This window comes from Phytobacter ursingii, assembly GCF_001022135.1.
Lineage (GTDB): Bacteria > Pseudomonadota > Gammaproteobacteria > Enterobacterales > Enterobacteriaceae > Phytobacter > Phytobacter ursingii.
In genome coordinates this window covers 5,450,931-5,471,701 of the sequence record NZ_CP011602.1, presented here as the reverse complement: position 1 = coordinate 5,471,701, position 20,771 = coordinate 5,450,931, and the positions used below count along the sequence as shown (strand labels likewise).

The window sequence follows — 20,771 nt, the reverse complement described above, 5'->3', positions numbered from 1 at the left end:
AGCTACTCCTGATCGACTTCGATACTTTTGATTTGCATGCCGCTGTCGTTTTCTCGCTGCAAGCCGGGACTGTGGCAACGCGGGCAGACTGCTTCCCCGCTCACCTCAACGCTTTCGTTACAGTTCCAGCACCAGGCCTGAGAAGGACGCTGTGAAAGGTGCAACTGACACCCTTCCGCCATCGTGCCGCGACAGGTTATCTCAAAGCCAAAACGCAGCGCGCTCTCCTCGATGCAGGCAAAGGCCCCCAGCTCCAGCCAGACGCCCGTCACCCGCTTTGCGCCATGTTGCTGAGCCTGTTGTTGCAGAATCTCAACCAGGTTCTGGCACAGGGAAAGCTCATGCATACTCGCCGCCTTTGAGGCCGGCAAACAGGGCCCGACGGCTGATCTGCGGATCACGCACCGGCAACGAAAGCACCATCCGCAGGCAGTCCCGGGCCAGCGCTTCCCCTTGCTCGACGCTGAGATCCGGTGCCAGCGGCGACATCAACGAGCAGGCACAGTACTGTGATATCCCGTCCAGTTCGCCAACGGTAAACATCATCTCGCCATAGGGAAGCTGCAGACCGAGCTTCTCCCCCACTTTTCGCGGCGGCCAGGCCTGTTCCGGGCCGGGAAAGATAGCCAGGCTCAACATCCATGGCGTCAATACACTGCCGATCCATTGCCCTTCAAACAGCGTAAACCCGGGGACGAAAACCGGCATAGTCGGATGTAAAAAAGGCAAATCCTGCATCTCTTCTGCGGCAATGCGCGCAAACGCAGCCTGCACCAGGCCGTGCGGAGAATGCTCAAAACCGGGGAAATCACACATGCGCACGCTCCCGTAATGCCGGGGTTATACCGGATTCCTGTAACGCCGCAAGTACCGCCTGTAGCGCGGGCTCCAGGCTTGCCTCGACCGTTGGCGTAAGCCCGATGTTCGGTTCCAGCGAGTGGGGGATCACCCCCACCAGCGTGATCTTGTCGGGGAATTCGCCGGTAAAGCGCAGGGCGGAAAGGACATCGGAAAGCCCCAACTGATGGGGCGAGATTTTATTATTGAACAGCACCGGTACCTCTTCATCACGCAGGATGAGCAGTTCTCCCGGCTCGCTTTTGCGCGACACGATCGCATCAGCGATGATCAGGTGGGTGCGACTTGCCATGGCCTCCAGCAACTCCATGCCGGCGGTGCCGCCGTCCAGCACGTCCACGTTATCTGGCAGAACGTAGCGCTGCTCCAGCGCCTCGATAACGCGCACGCCAATGCCTTCGTCGCTCAATAAAATGTTACCGACACCCAGTACCAAAATGCTCATCACAACACCTTCACCGAGACAACGTCGTTACCGTCCGCGTCGACCACGTGCACCGCGCAGGCCATGCAAGGGTCAAACGAGTGGATGGTACGCACCACTTCGAGCGGTTTATTCGCATCCGCAATCGGGGTGCCAATCAGCGACTGCTCATAGGGCCCAATATCGCCATTCGCATTACGCGGACCGGCATTCCAGGTCGACGGTACTACCGCCTGGTAGTTGCTGATTTTCCCGTCTTTGATAACCATCCAGTGCGACAACATACCGCGCGGCGCTTCCAGGAACCCCACCCCTTTAAATTCGCCCGTGGCAGGAATATCCGGCTTCACAAACGTTACGTGATCCCCTTTACCGATATTGGCAATCAGCGCGTTGTACTGGTGCTGCAGAATATGCTGTAGCTCGCAAGCGTGAACGGTGCGACCAATTACGCGCCCCAGGGTAGAGTGCAAGTGTTCGACACCAAGCGTTTTCCCGGTGAGCTTCTGGTAAATAGCGATGATATCGTTAAGTTTTTCCCAGGTGGATTCCCGCTTCGCAGCCAGCTTATTGAGCATGTTCGCCAACGGGCCGACTTCCACCGTTTTGCCATAGAAGGTGGGGGATTTCACCCAGCTGTATTTGCCTTCATCCTGCCAGCCCGTATAAGCCGGGATAGTCGTTCCTTCCCACGGCGCCTGCGGCTCCTCGTCTTTATACCAGGCGTGTTTCGCGCTCTCCTGAATACCCTTAATCAGGTATTCATCACTGTGAGAGGTGATTTCACGACGTGAAGAGAGGTCACCGTTAGCAATGTAACCGCCCGGGAAAAGGAAGCTGCCGTTCTGAGCATCTGTAGGGAACTCCGGCGCGCTCAGATAGTTAACCGCACCTTTGCCCATCGTCAGCCATTCCGGGTAGAACGCCGCTATCACCGCCGTATCGACCTTGTAAACCTGTTCGACAAAGTCCTCCAGGCGGTCAATAAAGGTTTTGATGTACATCAGACGCTCAAGATTGAGCACGCCCAGGCCATCGAGATTAATCGGGTTAGCCACGCCGCCCACTGCCAGGTTCTGGATATGCGGGCTTTTACCACCGAGCAATGCCACCACGCGGTTGGCATCGCGCTGACACTCCAGCGCCTGCAGATAGTGCGCGACCGCAATCAGGTTAATTTCCGGCGGCAGTTTCATGGCCGGATGTCCCCAATACCCGTTCGCGAAAATACCTAACTGCCCGCTGGCTACCAGCGTTTTGATTTTCTGCTGCACTTTGGCGAACTCTTCGGCACTATTAAGCGACCAGGTCGAGATGCCTTTGAGCAATGCCGAGGCTTTTTGCGGATCGGCCTGCAACGCTGAGGTGATATCTACCCAGTCGAGTGCAGAAAGCTGGTAAAAGTGCACGATATGGTCGTGGGTGGTATGCGCCGCCAGAATAATATTTCGAATGTACTGAGCGTTCAGCGGCACATTGATTTTCAACGCGCTTTCCGCCGCACGTACCGAGGAAATCGCATGGGTGGTGGTACAAACGCCGCAAATGCGCTGCACGATCATCCACGCATCACGCGGATCCCGCCCTTTCACAATCTCTTCCATTCCGCGCCACATGGTTCCCGATGCCCAGGCACGGGAAACCACGCCGTTTTCAATTTCGCAATCAATGCGTAAATGACCCTCAATACGGGTCACCGGATCGATGGTGATACGTTGACTCATGCTTTACTCGCCTCATGGCTTTTTGATGGTTTTAACGGGGGAATTATGGGTAACAGGCGGATAAGTAGGATGTACGCGCAAATCTCCGTTGCCACAAAACCAATGGAAATGATCAGCTCTTCAGCCGTTGGGAAGTAGTGGTAGCCATCGCCGGGGTTGAATGCCAGCAACGAGTAGGACAACCGCCACAGCGCACAGCCCAGCAGCATGCTCACGGCCCCGGTAAACAGGAACCGGGCGTCGCTGCGCAGGCGTGGCAGACGAAATACCACCAGCGGGAACGCCAGCAGCGCGATTTCGGCCCAGAACATCAGGCTGTAACCATCACCGGAAAACGCGAGCGCCAGTTTGTTACGCCAGATAAGTTCGCCAAAGCGCGCCACCAGAAACAGCGCCAGCAACACGCTCAACGTACCGGTGAGTTTCGAGAACAGATGCCGCTCATCAGGCCCGTTACCTTTTAACCCGGCCTGCAGCAAAGAGCCCTCAAAAATGAGGATTGAGAAGCCCATAATAAACGCCGTCAGCAAAGAGAAAAGCGGCAGCATTTCATAGCTTTGCCACAGCGGATGCACTTTGTGTCCGGCGGCAATCATCAGTGAGCCCATGGACGACTGGTGCATGGTGGGCAGTAATGCGCCCAGCGCAATAATAAAAAACATCACTTTATTGAGCCGTTTTAGCGACACCTTCCAGCCCAGACGCTCCAGCAACGCAGGGGCAAATTCCAGCGCCATCACGCCGATATAAATCGTCATGCATACCGCTGTCTCGAACAGCACCGAGTTGACGTTAAAATGGCCCGGAATGTAGAAATACGGCAGGTTCCAGTAACGGCCGACATCGACAGTAATGGACAGCCCCCCGAGCGAATAACCGAACAGGCTGGCCAGCAATGCCGGGCGCACCAACGGATGGTATTCGCCACGATTAAAGGCATAGACCATCCACGCGAGCGCCCAGCCACCGCAGGCGAAACCGGTGCCGATCAGCAAGTCAAAGGCGATCCAGATCCCCCACGGGTAGCCGCCATTCAGGTCGGAGACAGAGCCCAGGCCGAAAACCAGGCGCTTGAGAATAAATAGCCCGCACAAGACGATCAGCGGGCCAAACATATAAATTGGCTTGCTGAGTAACTTTCCGCCAAGCGGTTGCGGATCATGATGCATCGTCATCCCCTCCCTTGTGGTCATCGCTTCGGGTATGGCGGTACACCAGCGCGGTCAAGCCCGCAAGAACGGCCAGCGGCAGCATCATCCCCTTATACACCGTATGCTGAATGTTTTCTGAACGCGCCCCGGTCGAAACATCATCCAACTCAGGCAAGCCCAGACAGGTATACGGCACGCCCGTCAGCACCATCACCTGGGTGCCCCCTCCTTCATGTTCGCCATAGAGATGAGGATGGTATTTTGGGACTTCGCGAACGTTAGGATCGTTGGTGTCCAGCGTCTGGCGCGGGTAGTGATATTCACTGCCCGGTTGCAGCGCCAGGCGTTTTTTTGCCTCGGCCATTAACGCTTCACGCGTACCGAAAATCACCGCGCCGGTCGGGCAGACTTCTACGCACCCCGGCAGGCCGCCTTTGTTGAGACGCTCCACGCCCGCCTGGTTACACAGCTCGCATTTATGCAGCGCGCCGAAGGGATTGTTGTAATCATATTTCGGCACATTGTAGGGACAGGCCACCATGCAGTAGCGGCAACCGGTACAGACGCTGGCGTCGTAATGCACGATGCCGGTTTTGGCATCTTTTTTCAGGGCCGAAACCGGGCAGACAGAAACGCAGTTGGGATCGACGCAGTGCATGCACTGTTTTTTGATATAGGCATAACCGTCCGTCGGCTGATCTTTATGCTGCGCCGTACCGCTACGCCATACCTGGATAATATTGTTGGTATAGGGGGTGAGTTTGGCGTTATTGGACCAGGTCTGTTCGCCCTGCGGGTTACGCGCCGGGAAGTTAATGTCCTGACAACGGGTGACGCACGCCTGACAACCAACGCACAGGGTAGAGTCGTAGAGCATTCCCCACGCGCCCGGTATTGCCGGACGGTTATGCACGGCGGCGGAAACGGGTAATGCTCCCCCCGCCAGCAGCGCCCCACCGGAGGCCACCTTCAGAAAGTTACGTCTGTTCACGGTCACTCTCCCTGTGAGTCAGCGTTGTTTTTCTTTTGTTGGCGGCCCAGCTCGCGCACCGTCATTACCCCGACGCCTGCCAGTAATCCCACCACACCGCCAAGCAGGCCGACAGCAGAAGCCGACATCACGCCGCCTTCTTTGCTGTTCACCTGTGGTTTATCAACGCGCGGCGTGGTGTTCTCAACGTGCGCCAGTTGGTGAATACCTTTGTGGAAACCAACGCCTTCTTCGTTGCAGCCATAGCAGGGGTGACCAATGGAAACCGGCCAGACGCCGCCCACATCGCAAAATTGCAGTGTTGAACAGTTACCCCAGGTTTCCGGACCTTTACAGCCTAAATGGTAGAGACACCAGCCTTCACGATGACCATCATCGCCAAACTCTTTGGCAAAGCGTCCGGCGTCGAAATGGGGACGTCGTTCGCAATGTTCGTGAATCAGGCGACCATAGGCAAAGAGCGGACGATTTTTCGCGTCGAGCTTCGGCGGTTTGCCAAAGGTGATGATGTGCGCCACGGTGGCGAGGAAATTATGTGGGTTTGGCGGGCAACCCGGAATGTTAATCACCGTTTTACCGGGCAGCACTTCTTGCAGACCCACCGCCCCGGTTGGGTTGACCCCGGCTGCGGCAACACCGCCCCATGCCGAACAGGAACCAATCGCGATAATCGCCGCGGCATTTTCCGCCGCTTTACGGATATGGTCGATAATCGGTTCGCCCGCCACCATACAGTAAATACCGTTGTCTTTGAGCGGAATCGACCCATCCACCACCAGAACATACTGCCCTTTATAGGTTTCCAGAGCGTGATGTTTGTTCTCTTCAACCTGGTGACCAAACGCAGCACTCAGAACTTCGTGGTACTCCAGCGAGATGGTTTCCAGTACCAGGTTTTCAACGGTGGGATGCGTTGCGCGCAAGAGTGATTCAGTACACCCTGTACACTCCTGCGCGCCAATCCAGACCACGGGTGGACGCTTATTCTGGGTAACGGCCTGCGCCATCTTCGCAGCAGCATTACTGCTAAGCCCCATCGTGGCCGCCAGCGCGGTACAAAGCTTCATAAAATCGCGACGATTAATGCCGCAGGAGGTAAAAGACATCAGTTGAGGAATTTCGTCAGCCATGCATTGTCATTCCTTTGCCAAAAATTAACCCTGCTTTTACCCTGGTTTTCGATCAGAGTTGTGCGTGTGCGATCAAGTAATCACACAAAAACTGTGGCTATATATAGAAAAAATTCAATATCGGAGCAACAGATCACATTGATTTTGGAAATGAAATAAAAAAAGCCGCATCCGGAGATACGGCTTCTTAAAAGAGGTAAATATCGCTGAAAGCATTCGGCAATGAACTTAACGTTCGACCCGATAACCCGCCATAAAGAAACGGATTACCGTGCTGGAATGACTCTCACGAAAAAAATCCATGATCATCTCTTTATCCAGTCCATAACGTCGCGTCAGCACACCTGCTTCCCAGGCGCTTAACTGCCTGTCACCGGTTTTTTCGAACATGCGATGCGAAAAACCGAGCACAAAACCGCGTTTATAGTCAGAACAAAAATGCGCAACGCGACTGGCCTCATCCGCCTGTATTGCTTTAAGCCCTGCCATCAAGCCTTTGCCAAAATGGTTTTCCATTCTTACTGCCCTCAATCGATATATACATAACTATATAGCGATATTTTGAGCAGTGATAGCGTTATTTAAAACGCGACCCATTCATCTGCCGAAGCAGCAGCTTTCTTAGCGGTACCGCGCAGTGCAGGGGTTTTCACTGGCATCGGCGCGGCGACGTTAACCTGCTCATCAGCAGACAAACGGAACTGTTGTACAGAGCGCTGCAACTCTTCTGTTTGACGTTCGAGCGCAGCAGCCGCAGCAGAAACTTGTTCTACCAGCGAGGCGTTCTGCTGGGTAACGCTATCCATCTGCGTAATGGCGGTGCCCACCTGAGAAATGCCTTTGCTCTGCTCGGCGGATGCGGCCGCAATCTGTTTCATGATGGTGGTGACTTCGGTAACCGCACGCAGAATGCCTTCCATGGTCGTGCCGGTGTCATTGACCAGTTTGGATCCTTTCTCCACGCGGCTGACGGAGTCCGCGATCAGCGACTCGATCTCTTTCGCCGCACCCGCGCTTCGGCTGGCGAGGTTACGCACTTCACCTGCCACTACCGCAAAGCCGCGCCCCTGCTCGCCCGCACGTGCCGCTTCAACGGCGGCGTTAAGCGCCAGGATATTGGTCTGGAAAGCAATGCTGTTAATGACCGTGGTGATTTCGGCAATTTTCTTCGAGCTTTGAGAGATACCATCCATCGTGCTGATAACTTCATCAACCAGCGCCCCGCCTTTGCTCGCCGTGGAGGAGGCGACATCGGCCAGTTCACTTGCCTGACTGGCATTGTCGGCGTTCAGTTTTACCGTTGCCGTCAGTTGTTCCATGCTGGCCGCCGTCTGTTCCAGGGCAGCCGCCTGCTCTTCGGTTCGGGAAGAGAGGTCATTGTTACCGCTTGAAATCTCCGTCGCGCCGCGCCAGATATTTTCACTGCCGTTACGGATAGAGCTGACCGCATCACGCAGGCTATCCTGAGTCGCACGCAGTAAGGGCACAACACGCCCTACGCAATTGCGACCAAAATCGGGGATGGGTTGGCTAAGGTCGCCCTGCGCCATTTTCGTGAAATGATCGCGGATGGCATCCAACGGCCTCACCAGCATGGCCACCAGGTAGCGGTCAGTGAATAACAGAATCAGTAACCCCAGCACCATTGCCACGATAATAATCACACGGGTGATATAGGTCTGAGTGTCAACCATCACGCGAGTTTCATCGAGACTGGCACCAGCCGCTTTGTTAAAGCTGTCAGTGGTTGCGCCAAATGCCCGGCTCAAGGCTGGCGTCACGTTGTTTGCCTGCTGACGATAGGCTTCAACCGAGCCCTGCTGGGCCGCCTGCATCTGCGGTGTGATGCCCTGATCAAGCAGCGCCTGCCAGGCCGCGATCACCTGCTCTGATACCTTCGGATCCATCGGTCCTGGCGAGATAGCTTTAAACTCGGTGAGTTTTTTCGCCATGCTTTCAAGCGACTGCTGCGCAGGAGCAAAATCGACTGCACCGCCTGCGGTTTTTGTCTCCATCGCACGACTCAGGCGCGTAACAAAACGGAAGTATTGGTCATTGCCCTGGCTAAGCAATGTCATTTGAGACACCAGTTGGCGATCGACTTCATTGCCATCTGATACTTTTGAAAGAGAGAAAACGCTATACAAACCGACACCGGACCACAGCAGGCCAAAAAGGCCCAGGATCACCAGCATGACGATTCGGATAGTAAAGTTTTGAAGCATACGCATAATTATTTCCTTGCTGTGAAGGGACATGCTTACTCGAAAGTGAGAGTTAATTCCTTTATCGGCACCATTCAGGAAACATGTATGGTTCAAAGTAAAAAATTGATCACAAAATGTGCAATAATTGTCCATATGAAAAGATGACTTCTTACTGCTTACGGATGTTATTTTTTGACAAGTAAAGACGATTTATCAATCATTTCTTAAGGTTAGCAACCTAACTAAACCATAGGTAACTGCCTTATATCATGAGAGAAATTTATTACCCCCACATCAGTTCTGCACCGTAGATTAAATTAACGCAATTCCCATAAATAAAATAAAAGGAATAAAAACCTCCCAGGATGACATTTAAAAATCATACTAACCGACAGCAAAAAAAGAAAAGTATGCACACCACGAGTAGATTAAAAATGAAAATAAGAATGCTAAAAAAATACAAAAAATCGCATTAAACATATCGCTAACAATAATAAAAAAGGGGTCTTACCTCCCCATTATGAGTGCCGTAAAGGCATGTTTTTGTTACCCGTAATGGTGACAAAAGACAGGATTCACTTCAACGTCCGGATAAAATACTAACAAACTGATTAAAAAGGAATAAATCACATAGCACGTTGTGCTAAAGGTGACACAGACCAGGCAGCATGGTGAGGCACGCGGGATACAAAATGTTATTTCAGACATATTCGGATAAATATAATTTATCGTTTATCCGTCTAACGGTTGCAGCGATTCCCGAACGTCATAACCTAAGAATTTTCTCAGAAAAGTTGCGCATCTTCTGAAAAGGCTCATCGCCCTCATCACCACCAGTGCTGACGATATGAAGCATTTGCGCAAGTCTATTTTGCCTTACCGTGACGCTTTAAGCGCTATATTGCAGCGAAGGTCCGGGCCTCCTCATCGGCTTACGTTTCGACCATCCATTCATCATTTGATAATTTCGTACTGAAATTATTATCAGAAGAGTTACTGTCGAAGAGACTTTTCACATCAGTCAGGCAAAACATACCGTCGTGTGCTTGCCCAACAATCATCCGCATTAAAAACACAAAGTCTTGTTGTGACACGATGGCAATATAGAATAAAACACGGTTTCGACCCTACACCTACAAGAAAGGAGACATCATGTCCTGGTTTGCCAACCCTGCTCGCTATGAGCAGATGCAGTATCGTTACTGCGGTAAGAGCGGCCTGCGCCTGCCCGCATTATCGCTGGGTTTGTGGCACAGCTTCGGCCATGTTCATGCCCTTGAATCCCAACGCGCCCTGTTGCGTAAAGCCTTTGATTTAGGCATCACCCATTTTGACTTAGCCAATAACTATGGGCCGCCTCCAGGTAGTGCAGAAGAGAACTTTGGTCGTTTGCTGCGTGAAGATTTCGCCGCTTACCGCGATGAGTTGGTGATATCCACTAAAGCGGGTTACGACATGTGGCCCGGTCCGTACGGTTCCGGCGGCTCCCGTAAGTACTTACTCGCCAGCCTCGATCAAAGCCTGAAACGCATGGGGCTGGACTATGTCGATATCTTCTATTCGCACCGTGTCGATGAGAATACACCGATGGAAGAGACCGCCGCGGCGCTGGCCCAGGCCGTACAGAGCGGTAAAGCACTCTATGTCGGCATCTCGTCTTATTCAACGCCGCGAACCCAGGCAATGGTCGCCTTGCTACGCGAGTGGAAGATCCCCCTGTTGATCCACCAGCCTTCTTATAATTTGCTTAACCGCTGGGTCGATAAAACGGGCTTACTGGATACGCTCGAAGCCAGTGGCGTTGGCTGCATCGCCTTTACCCCGCTGGCTCAGGGGTTGCTGACCGGAAAATACCTTAACGGCATCCCGGAAGGCTCACGGATGCAGAAAGAAGGGAAAAAGGTTCGCGGCCTGTCGGAAAAAATGCTGACCGAAGCCAACCTGAGCAGCCTGCGGTTGCTCAACGAGATGGCCAGCGCGCGTGGTCAGTCCATGGCGCAGATGGCGCTGAGCTGGCTATTGAAAGACCCTCGCGTCACCTCGGTATTGATTGGCGCAAGCCGTCCGGAACAACTGGAAGAAAACGTCCTGGCGTTAAATAATCTGACGTTCAGTGAGCAAGAACTGGCACAGATTGATAAGCATGTCGCCGACGGTGAACTCAACCTCTGGCAAGCTTCCTCCGATAAGTAAAACAAGAAGGGGGCGCAGCTCCCTTCATTTATTACCATTCAGGTGGTTTATGAGAGATAAAGAGAAAAATTCGCAATATTCACCCCGGCATTAACGCACTTTCAGCGGGTAACTCCCGTTATCCCGCTTTTTATCCCCGCTAATCACCGCATTGCTCTCTGGTTATTTATAGCATCATAAGTCATATCGACTGTATAACCCGAGGCACTCAGTATGTCGTTAACGTCAGAGCCGGAAGCTCAATCGTTGCCATTCCTGGGAATGGCGCCGTTTTTACGTATGAGCATCGCAGGTGTTGACTTCTCCTCTATGACACAAGAAATGATCGCTCTTGCGGAAAAAGCGCCGGAAGATGCGACCCTGTGGATGAACCTGGCCATCGCTATGATGAGCCTAAAGCACGAAGAGTCAGGTCTGCAAATTCAAAACCAGGCGCTGCAAATGCAACGCGTCTACCACTGGCATGCGCGTCAGCCGACAAAACTGCGCGTACTGCTGCTGATGGTGCCGGGTAATCTTTCGGCCAATATTCCGCTCGACTGCCTGCTTGAAGACAGCGACATCGATCTTATCCATTACTATGTGGATCCCGGCGCGCCGCACCCGTTGACCTCCCCTGTGCCGGAGCACGATCTGGTCATGGTGGCCATCGGCGCCAGCGACGAGCAAGCTGCCGTTTTACAGCGCCTGGAAAACGTACTTCACGACTGGCCGAAGCCGGTTCTGAACTCACCTCAAAATGTCCCCAATTCTGAGCGTCACAACGCCAGCATTCTGCTGCAAAACGTACCCGGTCTGGTGATCTGTCCGGCGCTGCATATCAGCCGCCAGTCCCTGCAGTCTGTGGCTGCGGGAGAAAAGTCCGTGTCTGATATCGCCGACGATCACGCATTCCCGATTATTCTGCGTCCTGTCGGCAGCCACGGCGGCCATGGTCTGCAAAAAGTGGATGACCGTGAGGCCGTCGCTTCCTATCTGCAGCACCACGAAGGCGATATGTTTTTTCTGTCGCGTTTCGTTGATTACAGCAATGACGACGGTCTGTTCCGCAAAATGCGCCTGGTGCTGATCGACGGCAAAGCGTATGCCTGCCATATGGGCGTGTCGTCCAACTGGATGATTCATTACGTCAACGCAGGCATGTACGAAGACGAAAACAAGCGCGCCCAGGAGGCTCGCTTCCTGAACGAATTCGCTGATTTTGCCGCACGTCACCATGATGCCCTGGAGGCAATTAGCCAGCGCACAGGCCTTGAGTACATCGGTATCGACTGTGCCGAGACACAGAGCGGCGAATTACTGATTTTTGAAATCGATCCGGCGATGGTCGTACACGCCATGGACGACGAAGAGATGTTTCCCAACAAGCAGATTCATATGCATAAAGTCAAAACTGCGATGCGGGAAATGTTGTTACAACGAGCCGGTAAAACGCTCTAACCCATTTATGCTACACAGGTATGAACATGTCATTGAATCCGAATAACGCACTGAATTTCTCCGGCGGCCCGGGCGCACTGCCCGAGGTGGTTTTAAACCAGGTCCAACAGGCGATCATTAATGTCCCGGAAGCGGGGCTGTCCATTCTTGGCATCAGCCACCGTTCAGACTGGTTTGAAAATGTGGTGCGCGAAACCGAAAACAATATTCGCACGCTGTTGGGTCTGCCTTCCGACTACCACATCCTGTTCCTGCAGGGGGGTGCGACGCAGCAGTTCTCTATGGTCCCGATGACCATGCTGCGGGGGAAAAAACACCCGGCAGAATATTTTGATACCGGCTACTGGAGCCGTAAAGTGGTGACCGAAGCTATGCGTGAAGGCCCGGTTCGCGTCATCTGGAGTGGCGAGCAGCATGGTTATCGCCGTCTGCCAACCGATGAAGAATTAGATTTTTCGCCGGACGCGCCCTACATTCACTATGTCTCGAATGAGACGGTAGAAGGTCTGCAGTTCAATCGTATTCTGGGTCGTGACGATGTGCCGCGCGTCTGTGATATGTCTTCTGACTTTTTGTCGAAGCCGTGTGAAGCGGATAAATTCTCGCTGATTTATGCCCATGCGCAGAAAAACATTGGCCCGGCAGGCGTTACCATCGTACTGGTTCGCGACAGCGTGGTACAAAACGCCCCGGATAACCTGCCGTCATTCCTGGATTATCGCCGCCAGGTTGAGTCTCATTCGAACTTCAACACCCCGCCGGTCTTCGCAATTTATGTTGTCTTGCTGGTCACCCGCTGGCTGCTCAATGAGGTCGGTGGGCTGGAAAACATGGCGCAAATCAACCAGCAAAAAGCGAAATTACTGTATGGCCTGATTGACGGTAGCAACGATTTCTACCGTCCGTGGGGTGAAGCGGCTTTCCGTTCTGATATGAATGTTGCATTCAATTTGCCAACCAAAGATCTGGAAGCGTTATTCCTGAATGAAGCAACAGCCGCCGGATTCTCCGGCCTGGGTGGTCACCGTGCCATTGGCGGCGTGCGCGCCTCAATCTATAACGCGCTAACGCTCGGAGCGGTAGAGAAACTAACCGGCTTTATGGAAGATTTCCGCTTCAAACACCACGCGAAATATTAATCCCCCTTGACCACTGCTGCTCCGGCAGCAGTGGCTCGTCATGACGAGTTACACCTCTGCCGGGTCGATCTCCGGGCGCTTATATTCTGGCCATACCAACACAACCAGTTCCGGGTAGGCTTCCATACTGAACTCGCGAAAACACTGGCGCAGGTTCAAAACGTCAAGGTCGGAGTACATCACTTTTTCGCCGTTTAAACAGCGCTTTTTAATATTGTCATAATACTTGTACACAGCGGAATTGAGATCGCTGCAACGGCGCTGCGCCTCAAATAACCCTGGTACGCTATTAAGCTCCGCCATGTTCATACGCTTAATCGTCGCATGAAGAAAATCGATATATTCGTGATTTACTCGCCAGTACCACACCGGGGTAATGGCATTCATTAGCATTGCGAAATGGTCTTCGCCCTCCTCTTTGGACAGAGGCTTAGCTTGCTGGGCCAACGTTTCAGTTTCATCTACGGACGGCTTTTTATTGTTTTCGCGCATCAATAAAAGTACGCCGCCCGTTAACAGCAATAAAATGACAACAGAATAATAAATACTGTTCATATGCAGGCTCCATTTTTTTTGATTTTAAAAGTGCGCCATGATATTGTCAACGAACCTCACGCCCAAACTTCGCCTACCTTATTGATATTAAAGGATATTGGAAATGCTCCCCGAGAATCTTGTCCCGGCTCGATTTCACATTTCTGTTACGGAAACAGAACCGGGAGAAGCAGAAAAAGATACTAATTTAACTCAGGGAAAAAGAACGTTCTCTGATTATGCCAGCGATATATTAGCGAACGCCAATCGTACCGGGCAGTCGCGGAATATGTTGCTTGAAGAGCGCGATCGTCATATAAAAGACCGATTATATCGTGTGGTAAAAATCGAAACTTTTGCCCGCCTGCTGAACGATTTGCAAGCCGAAGGCGAGATTGATGCCCAGGCATTAAGCCAAATAATTTCCGAAAAGACCAAACAAATTAATGAGGCCGGAAATGAAATTTGGCTTAATCTCATTACCCGCGAAAAAGATACGCCTTTGTTTTATAAACTAGGGGATGAATGACGTGGAGAAAATAGATAATAACGACGTTTATTTGACTTTAGACAATCAACCCAGCGACGAATTTATCTTAAAGCAAAATATTGATGCGCTCATTCAAAGTAAGAATGCCACTATCCAGCGCATTGCCCATGAGCTCATCTCCATCCCCGCAGCCCTCGTGCGCCTGAAGTGGCAAAATCGCCGGGAAATCTATGCCTTTCAGGTGAAAGAAGAGATCTATGGTGCGACCATTAACGCTATCGTGCAGGAACGTCCTGACCTGCTGGAAAAAGTAATGGCCAGACTGGAAGCCAATTACCAGCATATTCTTGCCAGAGAGACAGCAACCCTGCGTATCAGCCGCAAACTTGCCGATGCAGAATATCGTACCGCAGTTGTGACTACCGTCGCGCCTGAGGAAAAAACCACGCCAGAAGACGCTGTAACGCCCCTCACCTCAGAGCCTACGCAAGCGCAGAAATAACCTCATAATCCCCCCTGTTACTATCAATAATTATTCACCCTATTTGATTATTCACTGAATAATCCCCGCGTTTAATGATTTACACATTCTTAAGTGCAAATTAGACATCCCTAAAATAATGCGTTATAGCGTTAGCTGAGCGGGATCCTGAAATGAAAAAGGCCGGCCCACAGGCCAGCCTTAATAAGCAAACGCGAGGGTTACTTCGCGGCTGCGGTCTCTTCTCCGACCAGGCCAATTTTGAGATATCCCGCGCGATGCAGGGTATCCATCACCTTCATAATGGTTTCGTAGTCAACGGTCTTATCTGCGCGGAAGAAAACCGTCGTATCCTTCTTCCCTTCGGTGACAGCATTGAGCTCAGTAACCATCGTTTCATCGGTCACCGACTCGTTGCCAATAAACATGGTGTTATCCGCTTTTACGGACAGGTAAATCGGTTTTTCCGGGCGCGGCTGCGGCTGGCTGGTAGAAGCCGGCAGATTAACTTTCACATCTACCGTCGCAAGCGGCGCGGCCACCATGAAGATAATCAGTAGAACCAGCATAACGTCGATAAACGGCGTTACGTTGATTTCGTGCATTTCGCCGTTATCGTCGAGGTTTTCGTTAAGACGCATTGCCATGGGGCATTAACCTACTCGTAGTTTCTGGGCGGCGTGGACGGGTTTTGCAGAGGCGCTGGCAGCCAGGTCCAGGTCGCGGCTTTGCAGCAACAGAACCTGTGCGGCAACATCACCCAGCGTCGCTTTATAACCGCCGATCATGCGGGCGAAGATGTTATAGATAACCACCGCAGGAATCGCGGCCACCAGGCCGATCGCGGTCGCCAGCAGCGCTTCCGCGATACCCGGTGCGACCACAGCAAGGTTAGTGGTCTGCGTCTGGGCAATACCGATGAAGCTGTTCATGATACCCCATACGGTACCAAACAGCCCCACAAACGGGGAGATGGCGCCGATAGTCGCAAGGTAACCATTACCACGGCCCATATGACGGCCCGTAGCGGCAACGCGGCGTTCCAGACGGAAGCCCGTACGCTCTTTAATCCCTTCGTTATCTTCGCTACCTGCGGACAATTCCAGCTCATTTTGGGCTTCGTTAAGTAACTGCGTACTCAGACTTCTGGCATGGAAAGAGGAGGCAATTTCACTGGCCTGATCCAGCGAACGGGCATCGGCCAATAATTGCTGCTCACGTTTCAGACGGCGTTTATGCGCAATCATCTCAGCACTTTTACTAAAGAAGATTGCCCAGGTGACCACTGATGCCAGCATCAACCCGATCATCACAATTTTTACTACGATGTCGGCATGTTGATACATACCCCAAACGGAAAGATCCGCCTGCATCAAATTATTACCCACTGTGTATCTCCACGACGCATATCACAAAATCTGAGCATAATAATATCAAAACATCGTCGAATTGATAGTAGTTCTCATTAGTATTTACATACTGCCGCAATATCCCCGCGTTTTCCTTGCGCTCACGCAGTAAAAAAGTCTCATAGCTGAATATTCATAAAATTTTATGCTTTATCAGAACGGGTATCGATGCATCACCTGGCATTCATGGTAGTCTGGACATCCAGACGTATAAAAACAGGTTAAGCAAACATGACGGCGAAGCATATTGATACTGCTCTGGTTAACGCGGGGCGCAGCAAAAAATACACGCAGGGTTCGGTGAATAGCGTTATTCAGCGAGCTTCCTCTCTGGTTTTCGATACGGTCGAGGCGAAAAAGCAGGCCACGCGCAACCGCGCGAAGGGCGAGCTTTTTTACGGACGTCGCGGCACGCTGACCCATTTCTCGTTACAGGAAGCCATGTGCGAGCTGGAAGGTGGCGCAGGCTGTGCTCTTTTCCCCTGCGGCGCAGCCGCGGTAGCCAATACCATTCTGGCGTTTGTCGAACAGGGCGACCATATCCTGATGACCAACACGGCCTATGAACCCACACAGGATTTCAGCACCAAAATCCTCGCCAAACTCGGTGTAACCACCAGTTGGTTTGACCCGATGATCGGCGCAAGCATTGTGCGTCTGATACAGCCCAATACCAAAATCGTGTTCCTCGAATCACCAGGTTCGATAACCATGGAAGTCCATGACGTGCCGGCAATCGTGCAGGCAGTCAGAAGCGTTGCACCCGAGGCGATCATTATGATCGACAATACCTGGGCTGCGGGCATTCTCTTTAAGGCGCTTGAGTTCGATATCGATATTTCTATTCAGGCAGCCACCAAATACCTGATTGGTCACTCTGATGGCATGATTGGTACCGCGGTTTCCAACGCCCGCTGTTGGGATCAACTGCGCGAGAATGCCTATCTGATGGGGCAAATGGTCGATGCTGATACGGCGTATATGACCAGTCGCGGCCTGCGTACCCTTGGCGTACGCCTGCGTCAACATCATGAAAGCAGTCTGAAAATCGCACAGTGGCTGGCTTCGCACCCGCAAGTCGCGCAGGTTAACCATCCGGCGCTGCCAGGTAGCAAAGGACATGAGTTCTGGAAGCGCGATTTTAACGGCAGCAGCGGTCTGTTTTCCTTCATTCTGAACAAGCGTCTTAACAATGAAGAGATGGCAGCCTACCTCGATAATTTCTCGCTGTTCAGCATGGCCTACTCCTGGGGCGGGTATGAATCATTAATTCTGGCAAATCAACCGGAACAAATCGCAGCTATCCGTCCTGATGGCGGCGTGGATTTTAGCGGTACTCTGATTCGTGTTCATATTGGTCTGGAAGATGTTGATGATTTAATTGAAGATTTGGCTGCAGGTTTTCAGCGCATCGTATAAATTGTTAACTGCTGGTTGAAAATTCTCATTATGCCAGCAGAATACTCTGTATTAATTGCGTCTGGGATCAAGGTGTTTCGGGCGATAAGCGGGTACAATAGCCTTCTCTAAGCGGTACCACAGGAAAGTCCATGGCTGTAATTCAAGACATTATCGCTGCGCTCTGGCACCACGACTTTGCAGCGCTGGCGAATCCACATATTGTTGGCGTCGTTTATTTAGTGATGTTTGCCACTCTATTTTTAGAAAACGGATTGCTTCCAGCCTCGTTTTTGCCTGGGGACAGTTTGCTTTTATTGGCTGGCGCGCTGGTGGCGCGTGGTTGCATGGACTACCTGTCGACACTCGTAATCCTGACCTCTGCCGCCAGCCTGGGCTGCTGGTTGAGCTACCTGCAGGGGCGCTGGCTGGGGAATACCCGCGTGGTGAAGAGTTGGCTGGCGCAGTTGCCGGAGAAATATCATCAGCGGGCGACCTGCATGTTTGACCGACACGGTTTGCTGGCGCTGTTGGCTGGGCGCTTCCTGGCGTTCGTGCGCACCCTGCTGCCAACCATGGCCGGGATTTCAGGCTTATCCAGCCGCCGTTTCCAGCTTTTCAACTGGCTGAGCGGCCTGCTGTGGGTCGGCATGATCACCACGCTGGGCTACGCCATCAGCATGATCCCCTTTGTAAAACGCCACGAAGATCAGGTGATGACATTCCTGATGATTCTGCCGCTTTTCCTGCTGGTCGCCGGGCTGGTGGGCACCCTGGCCGTGGTGATTAAGAAAAAATACTGCAGCGCCTGATACTTTTCCTCTTTTCCTTCTCCCAAAAGGAGAAGGAAAATCAGCCCCCCTGCATCATACGAATACGCGCCGCATCTTCCCCCGGCGTGACGCCAAAATAGCGTTTAAACTCGCGGCTAAATTGCGACGGGCTTTCATAACCCACACGAATGGCCGCAGCGCTGGCCTTCATACCATCGTGGATCATCATCATCCGTGCTTTGTGCAGGCGGTAGCTTTTGAGGTACTGCAACGGCGAGGTGCTGGTCACCGATTTAAAGTTATGGTGAAACGCAGAGACGCTCATATTCGCCTCAGCAGCCAGTTCGTCGACGCTCAGGTTTTCTGTGTACTGGCTCTCAATGCGTTTAAGCACCCGGCTGATTAAGCTGAAATGGGTCTGGCGGCTGACCAGCGCCAGTAATGCGCCGCCACGCGGCCCGATGAGCACGTGATAGAGCAGTTCACGAATGATCTGTTTACCCAGAATACGGGCGTCCAGCGGGCGCTCCATCACGTCGAGTAAACGTTCCGCCGCACACAGAATTTCCTCGGACAGGGTGGCAGAGTTGATACCGCTTGCCGCCATCGCGGGCTGGAAAGATTCATCTTCGCCGATATCCATCAACAGTTCCTGTAACTGCAGAATGTCGACGTTAAGGCGTAATCCCGCCAGCGGAACTTCTGGCGTTGCATAGGTTTCGCACTCAAACGGTAAAGGTACGGTAAGGAGTAAATATTCATTGGTATCGTAGCGAAACACACGCTCATTGATATAACCAATTTTATGGCCGGAGAAGAGAAAAACGATCCCCGGCTGATACATCACCGGGGTACGGGTTCCCGGCTCAGTGCCGTAAAGCAAACGGATATCCGGAAGCAGCGTGCTGAGATAATTTTCATTATTTTTCAGTGTTTTTACTTTTTGCGTTAATACCTGGCAAATCTCGTCACGGTTCATAATTCGCCGCTCCTTCACTGTTTTTTGACCGCTACAGTGTGCAATCTTTTGTGCGGTTTCTCCAGCGACCTGGAGAAACAGGCAAGACATCGGCAGAAATGTGCATTGAGAGGCAAGCCCGCCACGGCCACAATTAATGCCATCGGGCAGCATCCTGCCTGCTCTTCTATCACCCACCTAAAGGGAACGAGCAATGAACAACTTCAATCTCCATACCCCTACCCGCATCCTGTTTGGTAAAGGCGCGATTGCCGATTTGCGTGAACAAATTCCGGCAGACGCTCGCGTACTGATTACCTACGGCGGCGGTAGCGTGAAGAAAAACGGCGTGCTGGATCAGGTATATAGCGCGCTGGAAGGTCTGGATGTACGGGAATTCAGCGGCATCGAACCCAACCCGTCTTACGAAACCCTGATGAAAGCCGTCAAAATCGCCAAGGATGACAACATCACCTTCCTGCTGGCGGTCGGCGGCGGCTCTGTACTGGATGGCACCAAATTTATCGCCGCAGCGGCCCATTACGCCGATGGCGTGGACCCGTGGGAAATTCTGCAAACCTACGGCGGCAAAATCACCAGTGCGATCCCAATGGGCTCCGTGCTGACCCTGCCAGCCACCGGTTCCGAATCCAACAAAGGCGCAGTTATCTCCCGTAAAACCACCGGTGATAAACAAGCATTTATGTCTGAACACGTTCAGCCGATTTTTGCCGTGCTGGATCCGGTATACACCTACACCCTGCCGCCGCGTCAGGTGGCGAACGGCGTTGTCGATGCCTTTGTGCATACCGTTGAGCAATATGTCACTTACCCGGTGAACGGTAAAATTCAGGATCGCTTCGCCGAAGGTATTCTGCTGACGCTCATCGAAGAAGGCCCGAAAGCGCTGAAAGAACCGGAAAATTACGATGTTCGCGCCAACGTCATGTGGGCGGCCACCCAGGCGCTGAACGGCCTGATTGGCGCGGGCGTGCCGCAAGACTGGGCGACCCATATGCTTGGCCATGAACTGACGGCAATGCACGGTCTTGACCATGCCCAAACGCTGGCGATAGTGCTCCCTGCTTTGTGGAATGAAAAACGCGACACCAAACGTGCCAAATTGCTGCAATACGCAGAACGCGTCTGGAATATCACCGAAGGTTCCGAAGACAGCCGTATTGATGCCGCTATCGAAGCAACCCGTGGTTTCTTTGAACAGATGGGTGTACCGACTCGCCTGTCCGGTTACGGTCTGGACGGCAGTTCCATCCCGGCGCTGCTGGCAAAACTGGAAGAACACGGCATGACAAAACTCGGCGAACATCAGGACATTACCCTTGATGTCAGCCGTCGCATTTACGAAGCGGCACGCTAAGCTTTTTACTCCGCTGCCTTTCGTTTTTGGACTTTTCGTCCAGACTTAATGCACACAACCTTACCGGGACATGTCCCGGTAAGCTCATACAGG

At 52.5% G+C, this 20,771-nt stretch carries 21 protein-coding genes; 8 read left to right on the top strand and 13 right to left on the bottom strand.

The window, feature by feature from the left end; translation table 11 throughout:
• Positions 1-2: 2 nt before the first annotated feature.
• The 9 genes from hypA to AB182_RS29355 all read right to left on the bottom strand — a co-directional run bounded on the left by hypA (position 3) and on the right by AB182_RS29355 (position 8,509).
• Complete coding sequence (gene hypA, locus AB182_RS29395) at positions 3-347, bottom strand: hydrogenase maturation nickel metallochaperone HypA (protein ID WP_047373124.1); 345 nt, start codon at positions 345-347, stop codon at positions 3-5.
• Positions 340-816, bottom strand: coding sequence for a hydrogenase-2 assembly chaperone (gene hybE / locus AB182_RS29390; RefSeq protein ID WP_047373123.1), 477 nt, complete (start codon positions 814-816; stop codon positions 340-342). The genes hypA and hybE overlap by 8 nt, the downstream gene beginning before the upstream one ends.
• Positions 809-1,303: a HyaD/HybD family hydrogenase maturation endopeptidase gene (locus tag AB182_RS29385; RefSeq protein WP_047373122.1), complete on the bottom strand. Its 495-nt coding sequence runs from the start codon at positions 1,301-1,303 to the stop codon at positions 809-811. Before AB182_RS29385 ends, hybE begins: the two co-directional genes overlap by 8 nt.
• Positions 1,303-3,006, bottom strand: coding sequence for a hydrogenase 2 large subunit (hybC, locus tag AB182_RS29380; RefSeq protein ID WP_047373121.1), 1,704 nt, complete (start codon positions 3,004-3,006; stop codon positions 1,303-1,305). Before hybC ends, AB182_RS29385 begins: the two co-directional genes overlap by 1 nt.
• On the bottom strand, positions 3,003-4,175 hold the full coding sequence (gene hybB / locus AB182_RS29375) for a Ni/Fe-hydrogenase cytochrome b subunit (RefSeq protein ID WP_047373120.1): 1,173 nt from the start codon (positions 4,173-4,175) through the stop codon (positions 3,003-3,005). The genes hybC and hybB overlap by 4 nt, the downstream gene beginning before the upstream one ends.
• Positions 4,165-5,148, bottom strand: coding sequence for a hydrogenase 2 operon protein HybA (gene hybA / locus AB182_RS29370; protein WP_047373119.1), 984 nt, complete (start codon positions 5,146-5,148; stop codon positions 4,165-4,167). The genes hybB and hybA overlap by 11 nt, the downstream gene beginning before the upstream one ends.
• A 2-nt stretch (positions 5,149-5,150) precedes the next feature.
• Positions 5,151-6,254, bottom strand: coding sequence for a hydrogenase 2 small subunit (hybO, locus tag AB182_RS29365; protein WP_047373483.1), 1,104 nt, complete (start codon positions 6,252-6,254; stop codon positions 5,151-5,153).
• Positions 6,255-6,506: 252 nt separating this feature from the next.
• Positions 6,507-6,794 (bottom strand): DUF2623 family protein, encoded by a 288-nt coding sequence (locus tag AB182_RS29360; protein ID WP_047373118.1) that lies wholly within the window; start codon positions 6,792-6,794, stop codon positions 6,507-6,509.
• Between the two features lie 65 nt (positions 6,795-6,859).
• Positions 6,860-8,509: a methyl-accepting chemotaxis protein gene (locus AB182_RS29355; RefSeq protein ID WP_047373117.1), complete on the bottom strand. Its 1,650-nt coding sequence runs from the start codon at positions 8,507-8,509 to the stop codon at positions 6,860-6,862.
• A 1,128-nt stretch (positions 8,510-9,637) separates the two neighbouring features.
• Between AB182_RS29355 and AB182_RS29350 the strand changes: the two genes are divergently transcribed.
• From AB182_RS29350 to AB182_RS29340, 3 genes are all read left to right on the top strand, one after another.
• Positions 9,638-10,678: an aldo/keto reductase gene (locus tag AB182_RS29350; protein ID WP_047373116.1), complete on the top strand. Its 1,041-nt coding sequence runs from the start codon at positions 9,638-9,640 to the stop codon at positions 10,676-10,678.
• 213 nt (positions 10,679-10,891) lie between these two features.
• Positions 10,892-12,118 (top strand): ATP-grasp domain-containing protein, encoded by a 1,227-nt coding sequence (locus tag AB182_RS29345; RefSeq protein ID WP_047373115.1) that lies wholly within the window; start codon positions 10,892-10,894, stop codon positions 12,116-12,118.
• A gap of 26 nt (positions 12,119-12,144) precedes the next feature.
• The gene (locus AB182_RS29340; protein ID WP_047373114.1) at positions 12,145-13,257 is read left to right on the top strand and encodes a phosphoserine transaminase; all 1,113 of its coding nucleotides are present in this window, start codon (positions 12,145-12,147) and stop codon (positions 13,255-13,257) included.
• A 48-nt stretch (positions 13,258-13,305) separates the two neighbouring features.
• Here AB182_RS29340 and AB182_RS29335 read toward each other — a convergent pair whose 3' ends face one another.
• The gene (locus tag AB182_RS29335) at positions 13,306-13,812 is read right to left on the bottom strand and encodes an ESA_00282 family adhesion-associated protein (protein ID WP_047373113.1); all 507 of its coding nucleotides are present in this window, start codon (positions 13,810-13,812) and stop codon (positions 13,306-13,308) included.
• 103 nt (positions 13,813-13,915) lie between these two features.
• On the opposite strand from AB182_RS29335, the gene AB182_RS29330 reads away from it, so the two are divergent.
• Together AB182_RS29330 and AB182_RS29325 are read left to right on the top strand one after the other, a co-directional pair.
• On the top strand, positions 13,916-14,320 hold the full coding sequence (locus AB182_RS29330; RefSeq protein WP_047373112.1) for a hypothetical protein: 405 nt from the start codon (positions 13,916-13,918) through the stop codon (positions 14,318-14,320).
• The gene (locus AB182_RS29325; RefSeq protein WP_047373111.1) at positions 14,313-14,783 is read left to right on the top strand and encodes a hypothetical protein; all 471 of its coding nucleotides are present in this window, start codon (positions 14,313-14,315) and stop codon (positions 14,781-14,783) included. The genes AB182_RS29330 and AB182_RS29325 overlap by 8 nt, the downstream gene beginning before the upstream one ends.
• 200 nt (positions 14,784-14,983) lie before the next feature.
• Here the strand turns inward: AB182_RS29325 and exbD are convergent, their stop codons facing one another.
• Together exbD and exbB are read right to left on the bottom strand one after the other, a co-directional pair.
• Positions 14,984-15,409: a TonB system transport protein ExbD gene (gene exbD, locus AB182_RS29320; RefSeq protein WP_047373110.1), complete on the bottom strand. Its 426-nt coding sequence runs from the start codon at positions 15,407-15,409 to the stop codon at positions 14,984-14,986.
• A 6-nt stretch (positions 15,410-15,415) separates the two neighbouring features.
• On the bottom strand, positions 15,416-16,150 hold the full coding sequence (gene exbB / locus AB182_RS29315) for a tol-pal system-associated acyl-CoA thioesterase (protein ID WP_047373109.1): 735 nt from the start codon (positions 16,148-16,150) through the stop codon (positions 15,416-15,418).
• A 252-nt stretch (positions 16,151-16,402) separates the two neighbouring features.
• Between exbB and metC the strand changes: the two genes are divergently transcribed.
• Both metC and AB182_RS29305 read left to right on the top strand, forming a co-directional pair.
• On the top strand, positions 16,403-17,590 hold the full coding sequence (gene metC / locus AB182_RS29310; protein ID WP_047373108.1) for a cystathionine beta-lyase: 1,188 nt from the start codon (positions 16,403-16,405) through the stop codon (positions 17,588-17,590).
• A 131-nt stretch (positions 17,591-17,721) separates the two neighbouring features.
• A complete protein-coding gene (locus AB182_RS29305) occupies positions 17,722-18,381 on the top strand; it encodes a DedA family protein (protein WP_047373107.1) in 660 nt (219 codons plus the stop codon).
• A gap of 40 nt (positions 18,382-18,421) precedes the next feature.
• Here the strand turns inward: AB182_RS29305 and AB182_RS29300 are convergent, their stop codons facing one another.
• The gene (locus AB182_RS29300; protein WP_047373106.1) at positions 18,422-19,321 is read right to left on the bottom strand and encodes an AraC family transcriptional regulator; all 900 of its coding nucleotides are present in this window, start codon (positions 19,319-19,321) and stop codon (positions 18,422-18,424) included.
• 193 nt (positions 19,322-19,514) lie between these two features.
• Between AB182_RS29300 and yqhD the strand changes: the two genes are divergently transcribed.
• Entirely contained in the window at positions 19,515-20,678 is a 1,164-nt protein-coding gene (yqhD, locus tag AB182_RS29295; RefSeq protein WP_047373105.1) for an alcohol dehydrogenase, read from the top strand.
• The last annotated feature ends 93 nt before the right edge of the window (positions 20,679-20,771 follow it).